This window comes from Deltaproteobacteria bacterium, from assembly GCA_003194485.1.
Classification (GTDB): domain Bacteria; phylum Desulfobacterota; class Dissulfuribacteria; order Dissulfuribacterales; family UBA3076; genus UBA3076.
In genome coordinates this window covers 25,921-52,610 of the sequence record PQXD01000002.1, presented here as the reverse complement: position 1 = coordinate 52,610, position 26,690 = coordinate 25,921, and the positions used below count along the sequence as shown (strand labels likewise).

Below are 26,690 nucleotides of genomic sequence, written 5' to 3'. Positions count from 1 at the left end.
GCCCCTTGCGATATTCTTTGCTTATGGCGATAACCTCCCATGAGCAAGTTTACCACGATCCCTTAACTGCTGAAGCCTTTCGCCTGAAAGGCGAAGGTTTTAGACCTGGCGCATGGAAAAATAAAACTACCCCAAACCACTCCAATCATCACATCAGCCCTTCAGTTATCTTCCTCTCATTATTGATAAAGAATGCCTTGACTTCATCCCAGGTTGTTCCGTTCAGAGATACGGGATCCGGAGAATCTTCCGCATCCTGAAAATAGAAAAAGGACTTAAGTATATGATAGCAATTGATTCGTCGCCTTCCGTATTTTTTCAAAAACATGTCTTTTAGCTCTAATGGCTGGAAATGCTTCAGGATTTCATATAAATCATAAAAGTCTTTCTTGTCGGCCCGCTGGGAAATGGCAACGACTTTCATGGAGGCAATGTCTTCAATGCCGGCTATTCTTATACCGTTAAATTTCTGTAAAGGCTTGATGAGCTTATATGGGTAAAGCAGCAGTGACAATTTCATGCCTTCGATATCGGCGTGTATCGTTTCTTGTTCGGCAATTAGTATTTGTCCGTTCAGGTTTTCAATTGTTTTACATAATTTTTCAATTAAGAATTCTCTCTCCGAGAACAGATCAAGGTCATCACTTTTCCTGTGACCAAGATGCAGTGCCAAAGCAGTACCGCCGGCCAGGTAAAACCTCTCTGCAATGTCGGCTATGGAGAAAAGCTTTCCGGCTAATAAAAGCAGTCTTGAATCAACGGCCTGTTCAAACATAATATTTCCTTTTCGGGGATATGGTAATGAATTGACCAGTAACTGGCCGTTTTTCGATCTATTGTTTTAGATCTTTTGATAACGTCAACGATATCATCTTTCGAATAATGATCCAGAAGCCAGTGAATATCTTCCGGCCTTCCGTATTGGAGCATTCTCTCAATAACAAATCGTTTGTGTCTATGTAGGTCCAGGGTGTCCTGGTCAATATCCCAAAACAAATAAGTTGGTAGCACGTTTTGCATAATATAAGGTTTTTTCTGAAAAAGAGCCAAAAAATGGGAAATTTTCGATCAATTTTATTGTTCAAAATACATCTAAGCAAGACGATAGTCAAGCCCTGGTTTCTGCTATGCCTTGTAAAAGACGGACGTACTTTGAACCTATCTGTTCAAGGTCAAAGTCCTGTGCCCGTTTTCTTGCCTGATCCTGAAAGTACGCTCTGCGGGGTTCATCAGCCAGCAGTCCTTCCACGCCGCGGGCCAGGGCCTCGGGGTCGTCCACCGGCACCAGCAGGCCATATTCATTATCGCCTAGCATTTCACGCGGTCCTGTTTGACAGTCAGTGGCTATTACCGGGCAACCACACGCCATTGCTTCCGCTAAGACGTGAGGCCGACCCTCGTATCGAGAGCACAGGATAAGGGCCTTGGCTCGAGCCATAAATGCAAAAACGTTTTCCTGCCATCCTGCCAGAATAACCGATTCGGCAAGATCCAGGTCCTTGACCATGACTTGGATTTGCTTTTTGTCAGGTCCTTCGCCTACAAGGATCAACTTCAGATTCGGATGGCCAGAATGTAATTTTTTAAAGGCATTGAGCAGGATATCATGGGCCTTATGAGTTACCTTCAGCCGTCCCACATGGAGCAGGTAGTCACCAGGCAGGGCAATGGATGGTTCCCTTTTTGACATTTTAGCTATAAATGATATGTCCACCGGATTTGGGATTACTGCTATCCGTCGAGTATCCAGAAAGTAATCCGATATAATGATTTCCTTGATTCCGTTCGACACGGCAATAATCCGGTCAGCCTTTGGATAGAGCCGGGCAGATGTCTGTGAGATCGCCCTGCCCAATAGGCCTTTGCCCTTATATTGTTGCCTGGGATTTATATGTTGAGAGATAACGGCATGGTGGCCTGTAATATATGAGGCCATGATATTTATGATATTTGCCTGTTCCATGAAACTCAGGACTACTCTTGCCCTGTGTCTGCGTATGAGCCGTGCCAAAGCCAGGATGTGATATGGGATGCGGATAATATGGGCTGTGTGGCTGTTAAGCGATTCGGAAAAGGCCGCCACCGCCACTTCTGCCGGTATTGGATATGACCGGCGGTTCTCAAGCAACACCAGAGTCAGGTCAAAGTGCCGGGCCAAGTACGGGAGCAAGGTGGTTGCCACCCGCTCGGCCCCGCCGCCTGCCAGAGACGGAACGAGAAAGATCAGCCTGGGGCGGTCTGTTAATTCGTGTATTCGTTTATTTATCAAATCGTCAACTCGTTGAGTTGTTTTTCTTCTTGCTGTGGAGATGGCGGATGTAGCCATTGAGCAACATTAGGGTCTTTTCGATTTTATTAATGATTTCTTGCACCTCTTCTTTCCCTATATATTTGCATTCTTCCGCAACTAAAATATGATCAATTAATTCATATAGTGAACCGCGAGCCTGACGACAAAACTGAATATTCTCTTGATAATGATATCGGCCACAGCCCTCTGCAATGTTCGCGGTAGACGACCGGGATGCCCGTATGATTTGATCTGCTAGCGTTCATTTGGCGGTAGACGAGAAGATAATTCCCACATTGCCATTCGAATTTTACGGCACTCTCGCCAAGTTTCCAGGTTTCGAAAATCTCCCATAAGCTCTCGCCAATTGCCTTTCAGTGTTTCCTCGACTCCACAAGTCAACGAATCAACGATTCAACGATTCCACCACTTATGCCATGCATGCAAAAAGAGCAAGAGCCAGAGCCGGTGCCCGTGGTCCGTACGTCCGTATTGGTGGTCTTTAAGGAGTCGTCCGGCCTCCTCCTTGTTTACCAAGTCTTCCATGGAACTAGATAGCACGATATCTTCATAGACAGCCTTGAGAGGTCCCTGGAACCAGTCCCCCATGGGGACTGCAAAGCCGTGTTTCTGTCTCTTGAGGGGTCCTGGGGGAAGATCTTTTGCAAAGGCCTTGCGCAACAGATGTTTGGTGGTCAACCCCCTCAGCTTGTATTGCAGGGGCAGGCGGCAGGCGAACTCCACGACCCGGTAGTCCATAAATGGAGAGCGGACTTCAAGGGAATGGGCCATGCTCGCCCGGTCCACCTTTGTCAGGATATCGTCCGGCAGGTAGTGTAATATATCCGAGCGCATCATAAGCTCTATTGGGTCCATCTCTTGAGCTGCCGTCATTTCAACATTTTGATGTTCATGTTCAATAGAAATCTGTTCAGGATCAAGGAGCCGGGCAAGATCCTCTGTCTTGAAAAATGCAGGATAGATATCGTTCGGATTGTCGGTCACCCGCTGGTCCAGGTCCACAAAGAGGCGCAATTTTTTGATGAGACTGTGGTCGTAATATGCGGTGCCCTCCGGCAGACGCTTTATCAGGGCTGCCAGGCACTTCCTGCGTACTGATTGCGGCAGCTTCTGATACCACGCCAGCAGACGGCGGGCCACATACCTGCGATAGCCGCAGAACAGCTCGTCCCCACCGTCACCTGAAAGGGCCACGGTAACATGACGGCGGGTCTCCTGGCAGAGATGCCATGTCGGTATGGCCGAAGAGTCTCCGTAAGGCTGACCGTAATGACGTACCAGATCAAAGAGTAAGTCCCCGGCCCGCAAGGCCTTGCGGCTTTCATGGTGAGTGGTGCCCATGTAATCCGCAACCTGTCTGGCAAATGGACTCTCGTCAAAGCTCGCCTCTTCAAACCCGATGGCAAAGCTATGGATGCCTGTTTCTCCGAGGTCCCGCATGGCGGCAACGATGACGCTTGAATCCAGGCCGCCGGAGAGAAAAGCCCCAAGTGGGACGTCGCTCCTTAGTCGAAATTGTACTGCAGAGCGAACAAGGTCGCGCAGCTCTTCAGCAAGCTCGGACTCGGATCTGTGTTTCCACCCGGAGTCAGGCAATGGAGGCTCCCAGTATGGCCGGACTTCAAGTCCATGCCGGCTGTAACGCAGGAAATGGGCCGGCCGCAGTTCCCGGACCCCCTGGAATATGGTGTCAGGGGATCGGATGAAACCATGGCGCAGGTACTGGACAAGAGCGGATGGACAAACGGAAAAGTCCAGGGGCAACCCGCGCAGGGATTGAAGCTCGGAGGCAAAGGTCAACAGGCCTCCGCGCCCTTGGCCAAAGAAAAAAGGCTTTACGCCCATACGGTCCCTGGCAGCAAAAAGTATCTGCTCCTGCCTGTCCCAGACCGCAAAGGCAAACATGCCGTTCAGGTATTCAAGACAGCCAGGACCATAGGTGATATAGGCGGCCAGCAGGACCTCCGTATCTCCCTCTGTTCTGAAACGGATTCCATGTTTTTCCAGGTCTGAACGGAGTTCCAGATAGTTGTATATCTCGCCATTGAAGACCAGGATATAGCGGCCGGTTGGGTCCTGCATGGGCTGGATGCTGCCTGCCAGATCTATAATGGAAAGGCGGCGGTGTCCCAGGGCGACACCAGGTCCATGCCAGAGGCCCTCGGCGTCCGGTCCCCGGTGCACCAGACGGTTGGCCATTAAGCGGACAGTGGATGGCAACTCGAGGCCGCTTCTCATATTCAAGTCAATAAGTCCACAGATTCCGCACATTTAATTTTAATGCTTTTAAAAACCGCTTCCTTTTTTAGATTATACTGATTCCACTGAAAAAAGTCCTGAAATATGATTCCGCTCAAAAAACCCAAGATGCAAGGCGCGAAATTTTCCAGGAATAAGGCGTACTTAGCGTACGTCGCAATGACTGGAAAATTGAAGCAACGCCGCAGATTGGGTTTTTTTAGCGGAATCATTATGCTGATTTTAATGCCTCCATATATAAATTACGATATAGTCCAGCCGTATTATCCCAGGTCAGCCCTTGCTCCAGCATCTTCTGCCGGCCGGCAAGGCCGGCTGCCACAAGATTTCTCTTGCCGCTGATGATATCATCAAGCGCGCTTGAGAGTGCGTCTGTATCTCCCGGAGGCACCAGCCAGCCGGTTTGACCATCTGTAACCAATTCGCGTGTCCCGTTGATATTCGTAGCCAATATGGGCAAGGCAGCCGCCATGGCTTCGAGGACCACGTTTGGCCTGCCTTCTCGATAGCTGGGGAGAATAAGGATATGGTGATCATTCATAAGCTGAGGAATTTTCTCAGGCGATACGCTTCCGAGGAAACGGATGTTTGCGTCAATTTTTAGGCCTGTTGCAATGGATTTGAGATGATCTCCTTCAGGACCGTCCCCGGCCACGGTCAGTGTCCATGAATGCAGCGAGTCTATCACGGCCAGCGCCCTTAAAAGCACATCCAGGCCCTTACGAGGAATCAAGCTCCCGATGAAAAGCAGCTTGAATGGGGATGTAGCCGGATATTCGCGTCCGGCCGGCAAGGCATAGAAAGCACTGTCCACGCCATTCGGAATAAATCTGATCTTGTCTGCCATGCCGGGATGTTGCCGTCCGAGTTTATCAGTTATGGCCTGGCTCACACCGACTATAAAGCTCGAGCCCTGGACGGCCTTTTTGTGCAGTAGAGAAAAGGCCCCGGCTTTATTTGCCCTATGGATATCTGATCCCCTCAGAGTAGTGATAACCGGCTTTTGGTGAATTGGTTGTGTCAGCACGGCCACGGCCCCGCAGACAGACCAGTGGGCGTGTACAATATCATTCTGCCCGGCCAGTCTGATAAGGGACAGGGCCATACCGGCCAGAAAAGATGGAAGCAGGCCATACAGCCAGGGCCGGCCGGCCAGTGCCGCGGGTATTCCCCCGGGCCGCTGGGCCAGGCGTTGCCAGGACCATGGCGCATAACGGAAACGGCATACCTTATATGCATCAGGCCAAGTCGAGGTGTTCGCAGGTGCAGGGGTGAGGACACGGCATTGGATACCTAGCTTTTCCTGAGCCTTAAACAGACGAAAAATAAAAAGACCGGCGGCATCGTCTGGTCCTGAAGGAAAGGAAGTAGTGAGGTGCAGGATGCACAAGGAATTGCCCACTATTCCACCTGATTGTAGCGCATCTGGTGTTCTAAATATCATTCAAGCAGCCATTTCCAGACCGGAATCACTTTGATGTCAACACCTTCTGCGCCAAAGGTATCTTCATCATCCCAGGTAAAGATTATGCCTTCATCTATGGCAAGCCATTTGCGTGCCTTTACCAGCCCGTTCACCTCTCTTTCTCTGCTTTTTTCATTCAACTCCAGGCTTACCTGCATGGCAGACAACCTGTCATCTTCACCCCTTGCTATAAAGTCACACTCTATCTTCTCATCAAAGTAGAAAATCTCCTGTCCTTTTCTCTTCAATTCCAAAAATACGAGATTCTCCAGCAGCCTGCCCTGGTCCAACGAGGTTGTCCTTCTGCATATTCCAGTATCTACAGGATAGATCTTTGCAGGGTTTCTCATCCTCTTGTAAGTGGATTCAGAAAACTTCCTCACCTCAAAGATGAGCATGCTCTGGAGAAAATACCTGTAGTATCTGAATAGCAAATCCTTTGAGAAAGGAAACCTGCCCCTGTACTGTTTGTAAAATGCGGTTAAAGAGAATTTTACGGAAAATGAGGAAAAGAGCCTGTCCGTGAGGCTGTCTAATAAGGGTATATTTGTTATGTCATATCTTTCCACCAGATCCCTGAAATACATTGCGCTGAGATATTCCTTTAAAAGCTTTCTTATTTCAAACTCAGACTTAAGCAAAGAGACCTCAGGAAATCCGCCCCATTTCATATATTCAAAAAAGTGTTTTTTAACAAGCGCCTTTTGGGGTCCGTAAATAAGATTTTTATCATTTATATCAATATGTTTTGCGATCAAATATTCTCTAAAGGAAAAAGGGAATACCTCTACGCTCCATGCCCTTCCTCGCAATTCAGTCTGAATTTCGTCAGGCATCATCCTGGAAGATGATCCGCCGGCAAAAACCCTTATATTTTCCCGCTCCGCCGCCCTCCGGCAAAATTTTTCCCACCCCTCAACATTCTGGACCTCATCCAATAGAAAAACCAGTTTTTTTCCTACTAAATGCGGCTTTAGATCCAGAAACGCGTCTTTCAATAGCCTGAAATCCTTGAGTTCAAAATCCAGCAGACGCTCATCTTCAAAATCGAGATATAGAGAGATATCCCGGTATTTCTTAAAAAGATCATATAAAATAAATGTCTTGCCGCTTCTCCTCACCCCGTAAAGCACTACAACCTTGCTTAAGGTTTCAGGAAATAGGACCCCCTCCCTGGCCACAATATTTCCCGCATACTTCAGGATAAACTCTGCATTTGTTGTGATTATTTCTTTTAGAATATGCTTGCTTATCATGTACTATACATCCTTACCATAAGGACAATTACCAAATTTTATGAGCTTATGTCAAGGATATAAATGCTCCGATGACAAAAACATTGGAACTGTACACTATTCAAAAATCAATCACGAAAACACGAAGGTACGAAAACACGAAATAAGACATAGAAATGCACTTAGCCGCCTTCGGGCGGCTTAGAAAATTTTGAACACAGATTTTCGCAGATATACACAGATAATATTATTGTTCATAAATTTAAAAATCTGTGTTCATCTGTGTTCATCCGTGTCCAAAAGTGGAAATTCCTATACCATCAAGTTACGGCAAATCAGCTACTTCCCGGCTCAAGCCCCTTTTCAGATTCCTGATATACAACACCGCATACCGGGCAAACAAGATCATCACCAAGGCGTTCACCGCACTTGCACATCCAACCGATCCGACGAGCAGGATTCCCTACCACCAGGGCATGGTCCGGAACGTCTCTTGTAACTGTGGCTCCGGCCCCTAAAAAGGCATAGCGGCCAATAGTGACCCCGCAGACAATAGTGCAGTTTGCACCCAGAGTGGCCCCGTGGCGCACAAGCGTGGGGCGCAGTTCCTTCATGCGGGGGATCTCTGCCCTGGGGTTGAACACATTTGTGAACACGACTGATGGACCGCAGAACACATAGTCTTCAAGGGTTACGCCTTCATAAATCGAGATGTTGTTCTGGATTTTGCAACCTTTGCCGACCCGGGCACGAGGGCCTATGACTACGTTCTGACCAATGTTGCAGCTTCCGCCGATTACAGATCCGCTTAAGATATGGCTGAAGTGCCAAATGCGGGTCTTGGGACCGATCGTCACGTCGTTGTCTATTACGGCTGTGGGGTGAATAAAGACCTGGTTAGCGGAAACCTCTCTTCCCAGGAGCGGCACTGCCTGATTCTCCCTGAGGGCTCTTTGACAGGCATTGAGGACCCTGAGCACCTGCAGGCCTTCTTTCCCGTCCGTGCGAGGCTGCTCTCTGGTAGCCATGCAGTGAAGAAAGTGCGTGCATTCAGCCCGCAGTGGTTCTTCCTGTTCTACAGCAACTGGTTCGGCTTCCGCCTTTACTGCCAACGGGATATTGCCATGCCATGCCACATGGTGCGGATAGAGAGTGAGTTTTTCACCCCACTGAGCAGTGTCGTCAAAGACCGCCATTTTCTCATTGCCCACCACAACCAATTTTTGTTCCTTAAAGGGATGGAGCCAGGAAACAAAAATATGGGCCTTTATCCCACTGTCAAAGGACAAGAGAGAGACAGTGACGTCAGCGATTCTCTGATGGAGGTAGTTGCCGCCCTGTGCCTGAACTGATTCGGGCATCTCTTCAACAAGGCCCAAAATTACTGAGACATCGTGTGGGGCAAAGGACCAGAGGACGTTTTCTTCACGTCGAAGCCTTCCCATATTAAGACGATTGGAATAGATATAGCGGATGCGGCCAAGATCGCCGTTGTTCACCAGGGCCTTTAGCCTCAGAAGGGCCGGATGATACCAGAGCAGGTGCCCCACCATGAGGATCCTGTTACTCTCCTCTGCTAATCGAATAAGCTCCTGTCCCTCAGTTTCGGAAAGGCAAAGGGGTTTTTCGACAAATACGTCCTTTCCGGCAAGCAGCGCCTCTCGTACCAGGGCCCCATGGGTCTCGGCTGGCGTAGCAATAGCTAAGCCATTAATGGCCGGATCGTTGAGGACTTCTGAGTAGGAGGCTGTTACCTTGGCGTCAGGATAATCCCCGGCCATTCGGTCAAGGATTTCGGAATTTGTGTCAACTATTACTTGAAGGGCCCCCAGCGCGCTGAAATTCCGGACCAGGTTTTTCCCCCAGTAGCCGGTTCCTATAACAGCAATGGAGGGATCTGTTGATTTATGTTCCATAGTTGCCTTTCTCTCTTTTCTATCCACAGATTAAGCAGATTAATAAGACCAATTATTATCCCCATAACCTGACATGGGGCCGCTTGAGTATCTCCGGACCCAATCGTTCAAACTCTTCCTGGGAAAATCCCAGCGTACGTATCTTCCTCTCAATATATCGTTCGGTTTTTTTGTTAAATTTCCTATGTATGAACGGGCCTGAAATATTACCAGGGTTGGAGGGAAATGACGTTGTAGGGTGAAGTACATGTAATGGCATTATCGAAGATGTCGATTGTAGTCCATGTCAAACCACATAGCGAAGAAAAGGGACTGGAGCCCTGAGATATAGAGGAATGCGGCAAAGAGTGCGCTGGTTTCATTCACAGGGCCGTCCAGAAGACGATAGAGTAAAAGATAGAATCCAAAAAAGAAGCCGCCTGGTGTAAGGGTCAGCCCTAAAAGGTAGAAAAAGACCAATGGATGGAAGTCCGCAATAACATATTTGGTGAACAGACGCCTGAAGAATCCCTTCATGAGAAGCCATGGGATGGTGAACAAAACCTTCCTGAGCCGTATCCCTGATTGTTCACCTACATTATAGACCGGACGGATAGGCACGTCGCGCACACGCAAGTTTTTCTCGTTCAACCGAATCAGGATATCATTCGGCATGCCGTAGCTTTTATAAATGCGGTCAAGATCCAAGAGACGCAGGGCCTCCAGCGAAATGGCAGTGTATCCTGCCTGTGAATCTGCTATATGCCAGTATCCCGAAGCGATTTTTGTAAGCAGTGAGAGGAATGAGTTGCCCAAGTAACGGTATTTAGGCATAATTTTCCATGCCTCGCCGTGAAAGAGACGGTTGCCCTTGGTGTAATCCGTTTCGCCTGTTGCAACCGGCCCCACGATATTGGAAAGATCTGCAGGGTCCATCTGGGCATCGCCTGCCATCACTACAGTAACATCTATATTGTGATCCCTTGCCCATTTGTAACCGGTCACAATGGCGGCTCCGACACCTTCGTTTCGCTTATGACACAGTAATACTACCCTGCCTCCCGGCTCAATATAACGTCGAGCCACATCAACCGTTCGATCCTGACTGCAGTCGTCCACGACTACAATATGGTCCACAAGTTCCGGCATGGTCTCAATGACCTTACCAAGTAAGTACTCTTCATTGTAAGCCGGGACAACTACAGCTACTGATTTTTCCTTAAACATATAGAATCCTTCAGGATCTGAAATACCCCATGTAAATATCCGGTGAACCAGTGGTCCACTGTGGAAGTTGCCATCCGCGCCCTGCCGCAGGAGCGGTTTGCCTTTTGCAGGGTTTCGATCGCGGGCCGGATTGCACTGCCTCTCCGGTCCGCGATGAGTGAGCTTTGAAACCCGGAAAAAGGTAACCGCTTCAAGGCAGGATATAACGGGTTCACCGGATATTTACTACCCCATTGTAGTCACAAAACAGATAGGCGTTCATGGAGCGCCGTCCATATCTCCAACTACCTCCAATAATTGATAAGATGGGGTATTCGTGGCCACAGGTCTGAAGTACTTTGGATTAAAGGTATGCCTTAAAAACAATTTATTGAAAACCGACCCTGAAATATACTCGTCCATCAGGGCACCAAACCTTGAAGGGGCAAATATCTCAAACCGCAGTCCGTGATCTCTTTGGTAGCTTTTGGTCAGCACCCTTTGTCCATCACATTTAACCAGATGCGTAAGGCCTATTATGCGATTGCCTGTGCGCAATTTCCCCTTTTTTATATCTATATCCAGCCCCTCGTTTCCTTTTATATGTCCATTTTTCTCATGTATATCATAAAAGGCCTTGTACAGCGGATGTATTCCTTCTCTCTTTTCCACGTCCCATGTACCTAGCCAATACCACCAGTAGCTGGTGATGGTGAGCCGCCAGTCAAGAAAGAGATATACGGGACGCGTCTTTTCAGGATAGAAGAAGCGAAGCCACTGATCCACATTCTGCAGATTTCCTACGGGCGCGAGTTCGGCCGCGGCCAGCAACCCTCTTGCCTTTTCAGGACCAACAGAAAGGACATTTTTTATAAGATTCACACCTCGGACAGGGTCATTGCCCACGGCCTTGTATACATTTCCGATGCCATCCATTCCGGAATTGACATAAAAACGCATGAAGTTGGCTGCCAGACGTTCGTCGTGCGTAGCAAAGGGAAGACCATTGTAAAATGACCTGTGCCCGCCGTGAAGCGTACCATCACCCACGGTCCCCCTTCCGGCCCAGTAATTAAGAGGATATCCGTGGTCCCACCACGCCCATATTACCGCATCTTCGGGAGTTTCTTTTGATGCCATATCCATCCCGGCAATAAGGTGCGGGGGCTCCTTGGGCCAGAAGGTCTTGGTCATGTCCTTGCTCAGGGCCGGCCAGACAAGAAAGATCACCAGGATCGGTGCCAACAGGGAAAGCACGAAAAATCTTCGGCGCCAGTACCAGATTTCGGATATCGCATACCCTATTCCAAGGGCTGTAACAGGGGCCAAAAAGATCATAAAACGTTTTGCGAAAAGAAATGACAATGCAGCCAGGATCAATGGCACTGATATAAACAGGCTCTCCTTGGGACGGCGGTAGAACAGCCAAGCAAGACCCGCGCCGGCCACAATGAAGGCAGGCAGGCTGTCAGTTGTCTTGGCGACGATCTCGTTGAGTGACGGTACGGCCTCTTCTGAGATTGTGGCCCCTATGGGAGGCCATATGCCGGCTACTTCCTTGGTAGATATGTAGTGAAACGTACCGGCTATACTTCTAAAGATCTTGAGCGGAAGATCCAGTCCCATCCACAGGAGTATCACTCCGATTCCCAATCCTCCTGCTCCCAGAAAGATACACGCCTCTCTTCGTCCGGGACGATAGAAAAATACCAGTGCCACAACTAACGGTAACATCGAAACAACAGTCGCTACCTGAGGCGTTGAATCCCACCACCACAGGAAAAGCAAAAAGATAGCAATTCCGCTGATAAAATACAGATACCGCTTCCGGCCGGCTTCAACGCCAAACCGCAGGAAGCAATAAGCGGCCCCTGTAGCCCAGGTGACGTTCATGCAGTCCGTGTCGAACCAGCCCAGACTGCTCCTATAGACATAGTAGTGTGAGAGCAGCCCCATCAGCGCTGCAGTAAGGCCCATGGCCGGACCTCCGTAGAAACGTCCTAGTGTATACAGGGGCAGGGCCAGCAAAAGACCAAGCAATGCAGGGAGGACCGCTCCAATCCAGTTCAGGGAAAAGGGCGTTATCCGGGCCAGGCCTGCGGCTGTCACGGAAATGAGTGGAGGCGGGAATCTCCTGGATACACCCTTTGGCACATCACGATTGTTGTCTATAGATGTATAGGTGCCTTCAGCCAGGTCCTTTGCCAGGGTCAGATAGAAATAGCCGTCAAAGGTGGTAAGTAGGGGTTCCCCCTTGTAGAGGGCCAGCTCAGGATGGGCATTCCAGTCACGAACATCTTCGATACGCACAAGCAACCCCACTACCAGGATAAGAAAAAGCGCCATGGCCTCTATCCATCGGCGGTATGGGGTAAGGTATTTAGTCCTATCCTTTACGGAGCTTTCCCACTCATGAATACGCAATCCCATACCTTGAGAGCTTGTCGTTGGAACGGCAGTGCCGGGAGCGGGTTTCTTTTTGGTTTTGGCCAAAGGCCTTCTTCTTTTACGGCCCACTATATCTTCCTGGAAGGGTTCAAAGGTTCAGGGTTACCTTTGAACCCCTGAACCCCTTCTACACCTCATTTCATGACCTCATCCCAGATTTCCATTACCCCGGACCTCAGGCCCGCGAAATCGCCGGCCTCCACACAAGCCGGTCTTTCCTGCAGGCTGAGCCTGTTTATCGCTTTTCTGTAGCTCACATATGCCTCCAAAAGTATATCCGCATATCTCTTTGGTATCAGGCCCTTCTGTTCAAAGGCCTCAAGCAGTCCGATACTATTGCTCAATTCAGCAAGGTCCGGATACCGGAAAGCATTTGCCAACACCGTATACTGGATCAGGAATTCTATGTCAGTCAGCCCGCCGGGATCATGTTTAAGGTCAAATTTGTCCGGATGCCTGTTTCCATATTGGCTTATCAATCTGTCTCGCATGGAGATGACGGAATTCTTTAAAATATCAATGTCACGGGAACTGGCAATCACTTTTTTTCTCAATTCATCAAATTTCTTGCAGACCCGGATGTCACCGGCAATCGCCCTCGCTCTCACAAGGGCCTGATGCTCCCATGCCCAGGCCCGGTCCGTTTGATACCGGGAAAAGGCCTCCAGGCTGCTGACCAGGACTCCTGATTCCCCGCTGGGACGAAGGCGCATGTCTACTTTATACAGGATTCCTGCCTGGGTATGGACTGTCAGAATATGAATCATTCGCTGTCCCAAACGGGTATAAAACATGGTGCTGTCCAGGGGCTTGGGACCGGAAGTCATCCGGCCCGCTTCAGCGGTATGGAGAAAGACCAGATCCAGGTCCGAGCTATAGCCCATCTCCTTTCCTCCAAGGTTGCCGTAGGCAACAACCGCAAAACCACTGATCCCTCTTTCATCTTGGCCGGATATGCACTGGGGCATGCCATGCCGGTCCATCAGGTGGTCCCGGGCAAGTACAAGGACCCTGTCCACTATTACCTCGGCAGTGTCCGTAAGGTGCTGGCTCACGTCCAGGACAGACAGGGCTCCTGAGATGTCAGCCGCAGCTACCCTTAGCATATTTGCCTGTCTGAATCGCCTGAGTTCGTCCATCTGCTGCTCCAGGTCGTCCGGCGGTACTCTGGAGAGCATTTTCTTTATATCCCTCTCCAGACTCGGCCTGTCAGGAGGCGAGTAAAGGGTCAGCGGGTCAAGGAGTTCATCCAGCAGGACAGGCTGTCTCAATAGAAGCGTCGCGATCCATGCCCCCCTTGAACAGAGCCTTGTCAGGTGCGACAGGGCATCAGGATTTTCAAGCAGAAGGGAGAGGTAGCAGGTCCTCCTCCCAATTGATTCAATCAGGTCGAGAGTCCTTTTGAGGGCAAGGTCCGGCTGTTCCGTCCCTGCGGCTTCCTTGAGCACAAGAGGGATCAAACGGTTAAGCAGGTCTCGTCCTGGCGAACTGAGACTCAATCTCATCCTGGAGTCCTTAAGGCCATGGAGAAAGTTCAAAACCTCATCGGCTTTATGAAAACCCATTGATTGAAGAGTTTGTACAGCATGGCCTTTGTCAACCGTACCGAACCAAATGCCTGACAGGAGCTGTTTCGCTGAGTCCTTACCCTGATCGTCCTCTCTGGAGAAAAGTCCCTTAAAGTAATAATGGACTATATCCATGTGCCAGCGGAGCGTATCAATATATTCTTTCCATGTCTGAAAACCCATGGATAGTGCGAGGCGGATCTGAGAAAGAGGCTCGAGAGGCAGCCTGTGGGTCTGCTGGTCAGCGTATTCCTGCAGACGATGTTCGGTATTGCGCAGGAATATGTATGCATTTTTTAATTTCCGGCATACGTCTTTGGGCAGGAAGTTATGGACGGCCAGGAGATCCAGGACCCGAAGAATGCTCCTTTCGCGAAGTTCGGGTATCCTGCCGCCCCGGATGAGTTGAAAGGCCTGGCATGTAAACTCGATCTCACGTATCCCTCCTACGCCCAGCTTTATGTCGTCTTTAAGGCCTTTTTTTTGCGTCTCCTGCTCTATCAGTTGTTTCATTTCCCTTAAGGATTCAAATGCTCCGTAGTCCAGATAACGGCGGTAAACAAAGGGCCTCAGTATTTCCATCAGCGTGTCTCCATAAGTGCCGCCGGCAACCGGGCGGGCCTTGACCATCGCATATCGTTCCCACTCTCTCCCCCGGCTTTGATAATATTCTTCCATGGCATCGAAGCTCAGGACCAGGGGTCCGTTTTCTCCATATGGCCTGAGTCTCGTGTCCACACGAAAAACAATGCCGTCAGCAGTAGCCGTGCCTATAACACTTATCAATCTGCGGCAAAGCCGGGCAAAGAACTCTTCGTTAGTGACGGATTTTGCCCCGTCTTTAGTATATCCGGGCTCAGGATACGCAAATATCAGGTCGATGTCCGATGAAAAGTTGAGTTCTCCGGCTCCGAGTTTACCCATCCCGAGGACGACCAGGGATTGGGGGTCGCCCTTCTTGTCTGCAGGGCAGCCAAGTTCCTGACACTGCCAGGAATGGAGGAGGCTGAGAGCGCCCTTCAGACAGGCCTCTGCCAGGGATGAAAGGTCCGCCATGGTCTCTTTGAGATCTGACCACCGGGCAAGGTCTCTCCATGCTATCCTGACCATCTCCCGTCTTCTCAGCCGGCGCAGGATTATTCCGAGTTCTTTATGGTCCCTGGCCTCCTTGATCGAATTATTTACTATCCGGTCATAGTTGCCGTTCGCATAGGATTTTACCAGATCACCGCTTTCCAAAAGATCTGACAGCAGCCCTGGTTCCTTGATACAGTTCCTTGCGACAAATTCGCTAAAGACCCATACCTGTTTTGCCGTATTTATTATGTATGGGTCATCAGGGACCGTAAGTCCGGATGACAGCGAAGCCTCAACGAAACTTTTCCAATAGTTATCCGCCTTTGACATAAGTCCTTCAGGTAGTAGCCTTTGGAGCAACATTTTTTCTCGAACAAGATTCTGGAATTTTGTATCCAGCGTATTATGTTCTTACAGTCTTTACAGTGAAATTAGAAATGTAAATATTCGGTGAACCCGTTATATCCCGCCTTGGAGCGGTTACCTTTTTCCGGGTTTCAAAGCTCACTCATCGCAGACTGGAGAGGCAGTGCAATCCGGCCCGCGACCAGAAACCCTGCAAAAGGCAAACCGCTCCTGCGGCAGGGCACGGACGGTAACTTTCACAGTGGACCACGGATTCACCGAATATTTACTTGGAAATTGGGAAGAACACAAAGATTTAAATGTGTTACTTAATTTCAAATTTTGACATAGGCATTTAATTCGATAATACATGCTTTTTCGAAAGAAGTATAAACTGGTAAATGAATGATGCCGTCTTTTTTATTTATATATTATAATATTTAAACAGATCAAAGGACAGGGTTCAGTCTTGAGCACTGGAAATGATTTAGGGTCAAATCCCCGGATATTGATTAGATCTGCTAATTGGATAGGAGATGCCATCATGACTACACCGGCATTGATGGCGCTCAGAAAAAACTATCCAAAGGCCCATATTTCTGTCCTGGCAAGGCCTTGGGTAGAACCTGTCTTCTCCGGGAATCCCGCTGTAGATGAAGTTATATCTTGCGGCAGTACAGGACGTAATAGTTCGATTTTTGAAAAGATGGTACTAGCCAGGTCTCTTAAAAACAAAAAATTTGATCTGGCCCTCCTGTTCCCGAATTCCTTTGAGTCGGCCCTGATTGCATGGCTTGCCCGTATACCCAGGCGCGTGGGATATGCCACTGACGCAAGACGCATGATTCTTACCTTACCGGTATCAGTACCTGAGGACCGCAGGAACAGACACGAAATATTCTATTATCTGAACCTTGTTGATCATATAAGCCGCTTGAGTTTTAATACCCGCTCAAAAAATGAGGAAGTCAGTAAAGGGCGAGCCGGGCTGTTTCTTGAGGTCCCGGCCCAAGGGGAGTCAGGGGCTGGGCGGATACTTAATCAAATGGAGTTGGATCAAGGAGCGTTACTCATAGGGTTTAATCCAGGCGCTGCATACGGGCCTGCCAAATGCTGGCCTGTAGAGAGATTCGTATCTTTGGGGAAGGCCCTGGTCGGGCGTTTCAAAGATTGTCATGTACTTGTCTTTGGGACCAATAAGGAGGTATCGGTGGCAGGGGATATCTGTGATCCTCTTGGTGAAAAAGGCCACAATCTGGCAGGAAGGACAAGCCTTGCTGAGGCCATGGGGCTGATATCAAGGCTCGATTTGCTCGTGACAAATGACTCCGGTCTCATGCATGTCGGCGCGGCACTGGGAGTTCCCTTGGTTGCCATTTTCGGCTCTACAGACTCGGTTACAACAGGTCCCTGGTCAACCAATACTGTTATAGTCCGCCACGATCTTCCATGCAGCCCATGTCTTAAGCGCAGTTGTCCAACGGATTTTAGATGCCTGCTTGGGATTGAGGTTGAGGAAGTCTTGCAGGCCTGTCTGCAACAGTTGAAAGCCGTTTACGGCCTGAAATTGGAAATTTGAAATTAGAAATTGGGGAAAGATAAACTACTAAAAAAATGAACATCGAACATCGAACGCCCAACATCGAATGTTGAATGGGGAAAAGATGAAGAAGCAGAAGTGGTTGGTATTGAATATTCGTTTTTCATTCGATGTTCGATGTTCGATGTTCGATGTTGGACGTTCATCTTTTAGAACAATTCCGTATGGCATAAATGAAACCCTGAACCTTTGAACCCCTGAACCCCTGAACCCTCACAGAAATGAATATTAAAAGAGCGGTATTTCTCGACAGAGACGGAACAATCAATGAAGAGGTCGGTTATCTTTGCCGGATGGAGGATCTTATATTGATAGAAAGGGCGGGTTCAGGTATTCGCCTCCTTAATGAGTCAGGATATAAAGTCGCTGTGATAACCAATCAATCCGGGGTAGCGAGAGGCCTCTTTGATGAAATCCATGTCAGAGAGGTACATGAAGAGATGGCAAGGCGTCTCTCAAAAAGTGGGGCCTATGTAGACAGGTGGTATTACTGTCCGCATCATCCGACCGAAGGAAAAGGAGGGTACAAGGTAGAGTGTGGTTGCCGCAAGCCATTCCCAGGCATGATAGATCTTGCCGCCAGGGAATTGGGTGTGATTCCGGAGGAATCCTTTGTTGTAGGAGATAGCTTGAGGGATTTAGAGATTGCCTGGCGTGTGGGGGCAAAGCCCGTGCTTGTCTTGACCGGTTATGGAAAGAAGACCCTTTCACGGCTTTTACCTTACCAGAAGGAGCGGTTGCCCCACGTTGCATCTGATCTGTTTGATGCCTGTACATGGATATGCGAATACTGCTGGTAAAGCTCAGCTCTATAGGCGACGTGGTACATACGCTTCCTGCCCTTGCCGCTTTGCGCAAGAGATATCCTGATGCACATCTGAGCTGGTTGGTGGATGAAGCAGCCTCTGACCTGCTCTGCTCTCATCCCATGTTGAATGAAGTAATAATCTACCCCAGGCGCGGATTTGGAGAATTAAGCAGCAATCTGAGGCAGTGGCCAAGATTGATTAAAGAGGCCAGGAATTTTATTAATCACCTTCGAAGTAAAAGCTACGATGTTGTGATAGACTTTCAGGGTCTGCTGAAAAGCGGCGTCTTGACCTGGCTTTCTCGGGGGACACGCAAGCTTGGTTTTGCAGAAGGAAGGGAGTGGAGTTCCATATTTCTGACGGAAAAACTGCCCCGCTATGATCCAGACGAGCATGCAGTGCTCCGCTATCTGAGGCTGGCCTCCCATCTGGATGCAGACGTTGAGAAACCGGAGTTTCCCTTGGCTATCGGGAAAGCTGACACAGAGAGGGCAGGCAGACTGCTGGAGGAAGCGGGTGCGGGAGATCGCCGCATACTTTGCCTTAATCCGGGAGCTGCATGGGAAACAAAGAGATGGACCCCAAAAGGATTTGCTAAAGTAACAGACAGTTGTTTCGAACGCTGGGATATGGTCACCGTCATAATCGGAGGGCCGGGCGACAATATCCTTGCTTCTGATATTGCAATGTCTGCAAGGCATCCTGTTATTGACCTTACCGGACGAACCAGACTCAGGACCCTTGCCGCCCTGTATCAGAGGGCAGGGGCTGTAGTGAGCACTGATACAGGTCCCATGCATCTGGCAGCCGCAGCCGGAGCACCTCTGGTTGCTCTGTTCGGACCTACGGCCCCATGGAGGACCGGTCCTTTCGGCAGGAAACAACAGGTCATTAGATTGGGACTTTCGTGCAGTCCATGTTTTAAACGTCACTGCCATGACCCGAAATGCATGATGGATATTTCTCCTGAGCAGGTAATCGAAGCGGTCGGGAAAATCAGGAGGTGGTGATTGAGTGATTTGGTGATTGGAGGTAAGTTATGAGCAAGCCCATTAGTTCCGAACTGCTGAATATTCTTGCGTGTCCCAAATGTAAGGGTGAGGTAAAGCTTACCGAAAAGGAAGACGGGCTGATTTGTGAGAGCTGTGGTCTGTTGTATGAGATACGGGAAGGCATTCCCGTGATGCTGATAGATGAGGCCAAACCTTATCCTGTAAATAAAAAATAACCGTTCATGGTTCAGGGTCAAGGGACAAGAAAAAGATGAACATCGAACATCGAATGTCCAACATCGAATGTTGAATGGGAAAAGATGAAGACTTATGACCCGGGAAGAAAGGCTGCTAATTATTGCAGGAGATGGTATATCAGTATACTTCAGCCTTCAGCCTTTAACCTAAATGGCTAACATACAGAAATAGCCTCTGAATGTTCGGTATTGTATATCTGTTTTTCATTCGATGTTCGATGTTGGACGTTCGATGTTGGACGTTCATCTTTTAATGTAACCTGTGAACGTTTACAAAAATGAAAGATCGCATAAAAAGACTCAAGGAGGCCGTCCGCCGGTTTGACTCCTCTTGCCTGCTTGTGGCCGGAGATATTATGCTGGATCAGTTTGTTTGGGGTGAGGTGTCGAGGATATCGCCCGAAGCGCCGGTCCCTGTGGTGAAAGTACAGGAGGAAACCGTGCTCCTTGGCGGTGCGGCGAATGTGGCAAACAACCTCAGGGCCTTGGGCAGCCCTGTAATCCTTGGGGGCGTGGTCGGAAAAGATGCCATGGGCGAAAATCTCAGAGAACTCGCCAGATCCAGGGGTATAGATACGGCTGCCGTTGTTGACGGCATACGCCCTACCACGATCAAGACCAGGATAATCGCCAGAGGTCAGCAGGTAGTGAGGGTTGACAGGGAGAGCAATAACACACTCAATGACTCATCAATTAAGGCCTTGGTCGAGGCCTTTGAGAGGCTGGCTCCCGGAATTGACGGAATCATTGTATCTGACTATGCTAAAGGTGTGGTTGCGGTTCGCATCATGGATGAATTAAGGAAAATCTCAGACGCAAGAGGTATTCCTTTTTTAGTGGATCCCAAGCCTGCAAACAGTCACCTTTACCATGGAGTTACATTAGTGACCCCTAACCGGCAAGAGGCAGAGGCAATGGCAGGCCTTGAGATCAAGGATACGGAGAGCCTCAGTCAGGCTGCACAAAAGATCCAGGCAAGGCTGGGAACAGAGGCGGTACTCATCACCCGGGGATTGCACGGGATGGCCCTCTGGCAAAGAAAAAACGGATTATTTACCGTGCCAACCATGGCACGCGAGGTCTTTGACGTTACCGGTGCAGGTGATACGGTCGTAGCAGCCATGACCTTGGGAATAGTCAACGGGCTCAGTTTCCCTGAAGCAGCCTATTTAGCAAATATTGCCGCGGGTGTAGTTGTTGGAAAGATCGGGACTGCTACTGTAACTGCTGAAGAGATCATGGAGATATTGGAGAGATAAAGGACATTACATATCCAGCAAAACCCGGATAATGAGCACATTACAGACACCGCCACCAGCCAAGCTGGTTTGTAGTATATTTTCTCAACGAGAAAGGCTTATAAGCAGAGTGGCCGATGCCTTGTCCAGTGCATACGGCGCTATTGATTTTGAGAGCCCGGTCATGCCGTTTGACCGGACTTCTTATTATGAGCCGGAGTTCGGGAACAGCCTCAAAAGGATATTCATAAGTTTTGCCGAATTGATATTTCAAGATATCCTTGCCGAAATTAAGCTCGCCACTGATAAACTGGAGCAGGAATTCTGTACAGAAGGAAAGAGGCGGGTAAATATTGATCCAGGCATTTTAACTGCTGAACGTCTTGTGCTTGCTACCGGCAAAAATTATTCCCACCGGATTTATCTTGGCCGGGGCGTATATGCAGATCTGACGCTTATATACCGGAAAAGTTCTTTCAGACCCTTACCATGGACTTATCCGGACTATGCCTCACAAGAAGCGGTAGAGTTCTGGAACAGGGTAAGAAAATCCTATCTGAAAGGGCTCAGAGGGGCGAGAGCCTGACACGATCCAATGGCTGGAGGCGCCTCAAGTAATCCGTCATGGATATGATTACACTGCGAAAAGTCCTGAAACAGGATTCCGCTCAAAATGCTCCAGATGCAAGGCGCGAGATTTTCGAGGAACGAGGCGTACTTAGCGTACGTCGCAGTAACGAGGAAATCGAAGCAACGCAGCAGATGGGGTATTTTGAGCGGAATCAGAAATGGTGATCCAATGCTGCGCAGCATGACTTCATTTGCACGTATGGAATATAAAGGAGATGGCTGGCATTGCGCAATGGAGCTGAGGTCTGTAAACGGAAGGTTCTGTGATGTCAATATTGGGTTGCCGAAGTGGATGAATCCCATTGAAGACCGTATAAAAAAAATGGTGCAGGAAAAGATGATTCGCGGCCGCATTGACCTGAGCATACAGTACGAGGGTAGTGAGGCGGCAAGGTCCGTCTTTGTAGCCGATCTGGAGCTTGGACGTTCTTATCTGGATGCAGCCAGATCTCTGGCTGATGGTCTTGGTTTAGAGGGCACCCTGGATCTTCCGACGCTTTTGTGTTCTTTAAAGGACGTTATCAACGTCCGGGAACAGGGACCGGACACCGAAAAGGCATGGGAAAGGATGAAAGGTCAATTAGAGGATTTGCTTGACAAGGCTGTAGCGATGTCAGCCAAGGAGGGAGCTGCTCTGGAGAAAGATCTGGAATCAAGGCTGTCTCAGATTGAACAATGGATTGAAGACATATCAAAGCGGACAGAAGAGCACCTCAGGAAGGCCCAGCAGGCGCTCAAGGACAGAATCCAGTCAATTTTAAGAGATTTTTCTGCAGACGAAGGACGTTTAAATCAAGAGATGGCTGTACTTGCCGATAAGTTGGATATAACAGAGGAGATAGTCAGAGTTCGCAGCCATATAGAGCAGTTCAGGAAGTTTTTTGCCGGGCGGGAAGCCGTCGGCAGGAAAATGGATTTTTTACTCCAGGAGCTGTTCAGGGAAATTAATACTATGGCATCCAAGTCATCTGACTCCCTGATTTCTTATTTGGTGGTTGAGATCAAGGGTGAACTGGAAAAGATGCGCGAGCAGGTTCAGAATATAGTGTAGGGATAAGGAGAACATATTATGAGCTGTAGATGCAAACTGCTTAATATTGGTTTTGGCAATACCATAGTGGCTGAACGTGTCGTTGCCATAGTCAATCCGTCATCTGCTCCCATGAAGCGTTTGAGAGAGGAGGCAAAGGTCAATAACCGCCTTATTGACGCCAGTCAAGGTCGTCGAACTCGTTCCATAATTATAACAGACAGCAACCATATTATACTCTCTGCCATACAGGCGGAGACGGTTTCCCAAAGACTCGGTGCAGACGTTTTGACCAAAATGGAAGAGAAAGACCCAAAATATTAATTCAGACCTCGTTAAGTGGTTGAGTAGTTGATTAGTTGAGTGGTTATTACTGTTTGAATTTATGTGGTTTGCGCAAAAATTGGACACTTGATGTAGTTGACGATCTCTGTACTGATTTAACATGCTTATTTTCCGACTCAACGACTCAACGACTCAACTATTTGACGATCTCTGTAATTATATCCGACTTCAATGGAACAGGGGAAACTATTTGTGATTTCCGCCCCTTCAGGGGTTGGGAAAACCACTTTATGCCGCAGATTGCTCGATCGGATTTCCGGGCTCTCTTTTTCTGTGTCATATACTACCCGTGATCCCAGGCAAGGGGAATTTGATGGTATAGACTATCACTTTATTTCCCAGGATAGGTTCGAGGAGATGATCTCTGCTGATGCGTTTCTTGAATGGGCACGGGTATACGGCAACTTTTACGGAACAGGTAAATCAGAAGTGCTGTCAAGGCTTGAACTGGGAGAGGATGTACTTCTGGACATAGATATCCAGGGGGCCAGACAGATCCGCAGGCTGTTCCCGGAAGCCGTTCTGATATTCCTGCTGCCTCCGTCGTGGTCGGTATTGGAGGCACGGCTCAGGGATAGAGGAAGTGAGGATTCCTCGAGGTTGAAACTCAGGATGGCCAATGCAAAATCAGAGCTGGAGGCAGTGCATGAGTTTGACTTCGTTGTGGTAAACGACGACCTTTCAAGGGCCACTGAAGACCTGAAATCCATAGTGATCGCCCAGAGATGCATAACACCCAGGGTTTTGGCAAGGCATGGCCTTATTCAGGCCCTTAAGTCTTGGTAGCCATTCATAGGTTCAAAGGTTCAGAGTTCACCAAAAATCTGAGCCGTTGATTCGTGAATTCTGAAAGGTAACCCTGAATCTTTGAACGCCTATTATTCTTCAATGCCTCCCGAATCAAGAAGTAAACCCATAATTATCTGGGGCATACATCCGGTAAGGAAATTTTTAGAAATCTGTCCTGATGACTGTCATAGGCTATTTGTGCATCCATCCTTTGGAAAGAAAAAAGTACAGGCTGGTCTGTTAACTCTGGCAGAGAGGCGGGCGATTTTTGTGGAACGCTCGGAAGACCTCAAAAATGCGGGCGTTCCTGCAGGCGCTGTACACCAGGGAATTGCCGCCCTGGTAAAACCTGTCTGGTCTATTGACTTTTCCGGTCTGCCCTTGTATTGGAAAGATAAAAGTCCGTTAACAGTGATATGCGATCAGGTAACCGATCCACAAAATGTGGGAGCTGTTATACGTTCTTCGGTTGCCTTGGGCGCCCAGGCAGTTTTGCTCCCCGGCCGGAGAACCGGCCGGATTACCGGAGCGGTGGCAAAGGCGTCTTCCGGTGCACTGTTTCACATAAAGGTATGCCATGTGGGAAATTTAGTAACAGCCATGAGGCAGCTTAAGGAAATGGGACTCTGGATAGCAGGGTTAAGCCCTGACGGCGAGCATCCGCTCTGGGAATTAGATTTAAACAGGCCTTTAGCTCTGGTGGTTGGTGCAGAGGGGGCGGGGTTGCGCCGTCTGGTCAAGGAGACATGTGACTTCCTTGCAAGAATACCTCATTTTTACCCTGTTGGTTCTATTAATGTTGCCTGTGCTGCCAGCATAGCCTTGTATGAGGTTGCCAGACAGCGTCATTATAAGCCGGTTTAGGCGGCATGAGGCGGTGATTTTATGATAGGCCTGTATGAGAAGATGACCGGGGCCGCATATGCGGTATTCAGCCCTTTCCTGGAATTGTGGTCCAGATTGGAGGGAAGCAGTGGAATGTGGTCCGGTCGCCTGGGACATCTCTCCAACCATGTTGCTGCAGCAGGTCCTCAGGATTTATGGCTCCAGGCGGTTTCAGTGGGAGAAGTAGCCGTGGCGGAGGCCCTGGTCCATGCCATTGACCGCCGGGCACCGGAACTAAAAATACTCATATCAGTTACTACGCCGGCGGGTTTTGCAAGGGCAACGTCCTCCCTGGGGGCCCGCTGCTCCATAATTCCTTATCCTCTTGATTTTCCACAAACGGTACGCAGGATGACACGTGAGGTCCGTCCCAGAGTGTATGCATGCCTTGAGACCGAACTCTGGCCAAACCTTATCAGCACGGTGAGGCAATTCGGTGGCAAGACCGTACTCCTGAACGGCCGCATTTCAGCCAGGTCTTTTCCCAGGTATTTGAGATTGCACTCTATTACCAGGCCATTGCTTGCCGGTTTTTCAAAGATCTGCGCCATTTCTGACGTCCATGCAAACCGGCTTGCCGCACTTGGGGCCCCCATGGACAGGATACTGGTCACAGGAAATGCCAAGTTCGAGGGTCTTTTGTCCAGACCTGATCCTGCTCGCATGATGGGGCTTCGCAATCGACTTGGCATTGAAGAGCCAACCAAGATCCTTGTTGCGGGAAGCCTGAGAGGAGGCGAGGAGAAAGAGATAATGTACGCCCACGATTTACTTCGGTCCCGCTGGCGTGACATGATATTCTTTTTGGTTCCGAGGCATCTGAAAAGGGTTTCTTCTATTATAGGCATGTTAGACAAGAAGGGCATACCATACCAGCTCTGGAGTGAACTGGAGGTAAATCAGTATCGGACCGAAGGGGTCATAGTGGTGGATGTAATAGGCCCGCTTTTCGATCTCTATGGATTGGCTACAGTGGCCTTTGTAGGAGGTTCTCTGGTGCCAAAAGGTGGACAGAATCTTATGGAGCCGGCTGCCTGGGGATGTCCTGTTATCTACGGTCCCCACACGGACAATTTTGAAGAGGCAAGAATAACCCTTGAGTCCCGCGGTGGAGGTCAAGAGGTTGCTAACGGAAAAGACCTGGCGGAGTCGGTAGATCGATTATTTGAAGAGCCTTTAAAAAGAGAAGAGCTGGGCAGGTTGGCACGCAGGGCCCTTGAAGATCTTTCCAGCGGGGTTGCTGCAAAGCAGACAGATATACTGCTGCAGGTGCTTGAATCCCAGAGTTGATCCTGCTCAAAATATCTCGTTTTAAATCCAAAATTAAAATCTAACTGCCGGCAGCCTTAAATCTCTTATAGACTATCAACAGGCCTTCCAAAATAAGGTTTGGCAATACTGTTTCTACCAGAGAGCAATACGGGACTATTATAGAAGCCAGTCCTCCTGTAGCTACCACTCTTGGTCTTTGGGCAAACTCTGTTAAAAGACGACTTATGATGCCGTCTGTCAGGCCGGCAAAGCCGTATATGATACCGGCCCTTATTGCCGAGGCAGTATCCTGGCCCATAGCAGTTTCAGGTCCGGTAAAGAATTCTACCCTTGGAAGTCTGGATGTACCTTTGAAAAGGGCCTCTGTCGCAAGAAGCAGGCCCGGAGCTATAGAGCCTCCCAGGTATTCACCTTTTGATGAGACACAGTCAAAAGTGGTTGCAGTTCCATAATCAACTATAATTACAGCATCTTTATACCTTGAATACGCAGCCAGAGAATTTACGAGCCGGTCTGCTCCCACTTCATAGGGGTGCTTATAAAGAATGGGCATTCCAGCAGGTATATTTTCCTGAACGACCAGGGCCTTTTTTTTCACATAATGAAGGCTTAGTTCCTCCCAGCTATGTATTAAGGGTGGCACAACACAAGATATCACTATGTCAGAAACATCTCTCAGTTCTATTCCTGCAAGCCGGCACAACTGGTCCAAAGACATGGCAAGTTCATCAGATGTGGCTTCCCTGTCCGTATGAATTCGCCAGTCTCTGAGGAGATAGTCATCCTGGAAAAGACCGATTACAGTATGCGTGTTGCCAATATCTACGGCCAGAAGGTATTCTCCAGAGTGTTTACTGTTTTCCATGGAAGATATGACCCCTTGATTATCTTCTCGTATTTTTATGTTATTGGAACTAATATGGCCTGGATATTTCAAATGGAGTAATACCATAGCCAGGCCTTGGACGGCAACGGCGCAAATAAATGATTGCTAAGGTTACTTACACTAAACAACGAAGAACCTTATTTATTTC

The 26,690-nt window shown here is 48.9% G+C and carries 22 protein-coding genes and 1 pseudogene; 11 read left to right on the top strand and 12 right to left on the bottom strand.

Annotated features, from left to right (window positions below; all coding sequences use genetic code 11):
* Nucleotides 1-148 precede the first annotated feature (148 nt).
* The 11 genes and pseudogenes from C4B57_01680 to C4B57_01630 all read right to left on the bottom strand — a co-directional run bounded on the left by C4B57_01680 (nt 149) and on the right by C4B57_01630 (nt 15,827).
* Entirely contained in the window at nt 149-775 is a 627-nt protein-coding gene (locus tag C4B57_01680) for a hypothetical protein (GenBank protein ID PXF55738.1), read from the bottom strand.
* A gap of 333 nt (nt 776-1,108) precedes the next feature.
* Nucleotides 1,109-2,326: a hypothetical protein gene (locus tag C4B57_01675; GenBank protein ID PXF55737.1), complete on the bottom strand. Its 1,218-nt coding sequence runs from the start codon at nt 2,324-2,326 to the stop codon at nt 1,109-1,111.
* Nucleotides 2,274-2,644 (bottom strand): annotated as a pseudogene (locus C4B57_01670) (four helix bundle protein). The gene C4B57_01675 and the pseudogene C4B57_01670 overlap by 53 nt, the downstream one beginning before the upstream one ends.
* Nucleotides 2,645-2,704: 60 nt before the next feature.
* A complete protein-coding gene (asnB, locus tag C4B57_01665; GenBank protein ID PXF55736.1) occupies nt 2,705-4,582 on the bottom strand; it encodes an asparagine synthase (glutamine-hydrolyzing) in 1,878 nt (625 codons plus the stop codon).
* Nucleotides 4,552-4,782: a hypothetical protein gene (locus C4B57_01660; protein ID PXF55735.1), complete on the bottom strand. Its 231-nt coding sequence runs from the start codon at nt 4,780-4,782 to the stop codon at nt 4,552-4,554. Before C4B57_01660 ends, asnB begins: the two co-directional genes overlap by 31 nt.
* Entirely contained in the window at nt 4,782-6,014 is a 1,233-nt protein-coding gene (locus C4B57_01655; GenBank protein PXF55734.1) for a hypothetical protein, read from the bottom strand. Before C4B57_01655 ends, C4B57_01660 begins: the two co-directional genes overlap by 1 nt.
* Nucleotides 6,011-7,291: a hypothetical protein gene (locus C4B57_01650; protein ID PXF55733.1), complete on the bottom strand. Its 1,281-nt coding sequence runs from the start codon at nt 7,289-7,291 to the stop codon at nt 6,011-6,013. Before C4B57_01650 ends, C4B57_01655 begins: the two co-directional genes overlap by 4 nt.
* 314 nt (nt 7,292-7,605) lie before the next feature.
* Nucleotides 7,606-9,186: an oxidoreductase gene (locus C4B57_01645; GenBank protein PXF55732.1), complete on the bottom strand. Its 1,581-nt coding sequence runs from the start codon at nt 9,184-9,186 to the stop codon at nt 7,606-7,608.
* Between the two features lie 258 nt (nt 9,187-9,444).
* On the bottom strand, nt 9,445-10,392 hold the full coding sequence (locus C4B57_01640) for a glycosyltransferase family 2 protein (GenBank protein PXF55731.1): 948 nt from the start codon (nt 10,390-10,392) through the stop codon (nt 9,445-9,447).
* A gap of 258 nt (nt 10,393-10,650) precedes the next feature.
* Entirely contained in the window at nt 10,651-12,888 is a 2,238-nt protein-coding gene (locus C4B57_01635; protein PXF55730.1) for a hypothetical protein, read from the bottom strand.
* A 65-nt stretch (nt 12,889-12,953) separates the two neighbouring features.
* Entirely contained in the window at nt 12,954-15,827 is a 2,874-nt protein-coding gene (locus C4B57_01630) for a bifunctional [glutamate--ammonia ligase]-adenylyl-L-tyrosine phosphorylase/[glutamate--ammonia-ligase] adenylyltransferase (GenBank protein PXF55729.1), read from the bottom strand.
* A gap of 526 nt (nt 15,828-16,353) precedes the next feature.
* Here C4B57_01630 and waaF (C4B57_01625) point away from each other — a divergent pair.
* From waaF (C4B57_01625) to C4B57_01575, 11 genes are all read left to right on the top strand, one after another.
* Nucleotides 16,354-17,388, top strand: coding sequence for a lipopolysaccharide heptosyltransferase II (gene waaF / locus C4B57_01625; GenBank protein PXF55728.1), 1,035 nt, complete (start codon nt 16,354-16,356; stop codon nt 17,386-17,388).
* Between the two features lie 242 nt (nt 17,389-17,630).
* The gene (locus C4B57_01620; GenBank protein PXF55727.1) at nt 17,631-18,209 is read left to right on the top strand and encodes a D,D-heptose 1,7-bisphosphate phosphatase; all 579 of its coding nucleotides are present in this window, start codon (nt 17,631-17,633) and stop codon (nt 18,207-18,209) included.
* Nucleotides 18,185-19,228 (top strand): lipopolysaccharide heptosyltransferase II, encoded by a 1,044-nt coding sequence (waaF, locus tag C4B57_01615; protein ID PXF55726.1) that lies wholly within the window; start codon nt 18,185-18,187, stop codon nt 19,226-19,228. Before C4B57_01620 ends, waaF (C4B57_01615) begins: the two co-directional genes overlap by 25 nt.
* A gap of 29 nt (nt 19,229-19,257) precedes the next feature.
* On the top strand, nt 19,258-19,446 hold the full coding sequence (locus C4B57_01610; GenBank protein PXF55725.1) for a hypothetical protein: 189 nt from the start codon (nt 19,258-19,260) through the stop codon (nt 19,444-19,446).
* A gap of 299 nt (nt 19,447-19,745) precedes the next feature.
* Nucleotides 19,746-20,726, top strand: coding sequence for a D-glycero-beta-D-manno-heptose-7-phosphate kinase (gene rfaE1, locus C4B57_01605; GenBank protein PXF55724.1), 981 nt, complete (start codon nt 19,746-19,748; stop codon nt 20,724-20,726).
* A 31-nt stretch (nt 20,727-20,757) separates the two neighbouring features.
* Entirely contained in the window at nt 20,758-21,291 is a 534-nt protein-coding gene (locus tag C4B57_01600) for a DUF4416 domain-containing protein (protein ID PXF55723.1), read from the top strand.
* Nucleotides 21,292-21,378: 87 nt separating this feature from the next.
* A complete protein-coding gene (locus C4B57_01595) occupies nt 21,379-22,386 on the top strand; it encodes a YicC family protein (GenBank protein ID PXF55722.1) in 1,008 nt (335 codons plus the stop codon).
* Nucleotides 22,387-22,404: 18 nt separating this feature from the next.
* Nucleotides 22,405-22,689, top strand: a complete 285-nt coding sequence (locus tag C4B57_01590) for a DUF370 domain-containing protein (protein ID PXF55721.1) — start codon at nt 22,405-22,407, stop codon at nt 22,687-22,689.
* 192 nt (nt 22,690-22,881) lie between these two features.
* Nucleotides 22,882-23,496 carry a guanylate kinase gene (locus tag C4B57_01585; protein ID PXF55720.1) on the top strand — a complete coding sequence of 205 codons (615 nt, stop codon included), beginning with the start codon at nt 22,882-22,884 and terminating at the stop codon, nt 23,494-23,496.
* Nucleotides 23,497-23,598: 102 nt separating this feature from the next.
* Complete coding sequence (locus C4B57_01580; protein PXF55719.1) at nt 23,599-24,363, top strand: 23S rRNA (guanosine(2251)-2'-O)-methyltransferase RlmB; 765 nt, start codon at nt 23,599-23,601, stop codon at nt 24,361-24,363.
* Nucleotides 24,364-24,384: 21 nt separating this feature from the next.
* Nucleotides 24,385-25,674, top strand: coding sequence for a hypothetical protein (locus tag C4B57_01575; protein ID PXF55718.1), 1,290 nt, complete (start codon nt 24,385-24,387; stop codon nt 25,672-25,674).
* A gap of 40 nt (nt 25,675-25,714) precedes the next feature.
* Here C4B57_01575 and C4B57_01570 read toward each other — a convergent pair whose 3' ends face one another.
* Nucleotides 25,715-26,608, bottom strand: coding sequence for a type III pantothenate kinase (locus C4B57_01570; protein ID PXF55717.1), 894 nt, complete (start codon nt 26,606-26,608; stop codon nt 25,715-25,717).
* Nucleotides 26,609-26,690 lie beyond the last annotated feature (82 nt).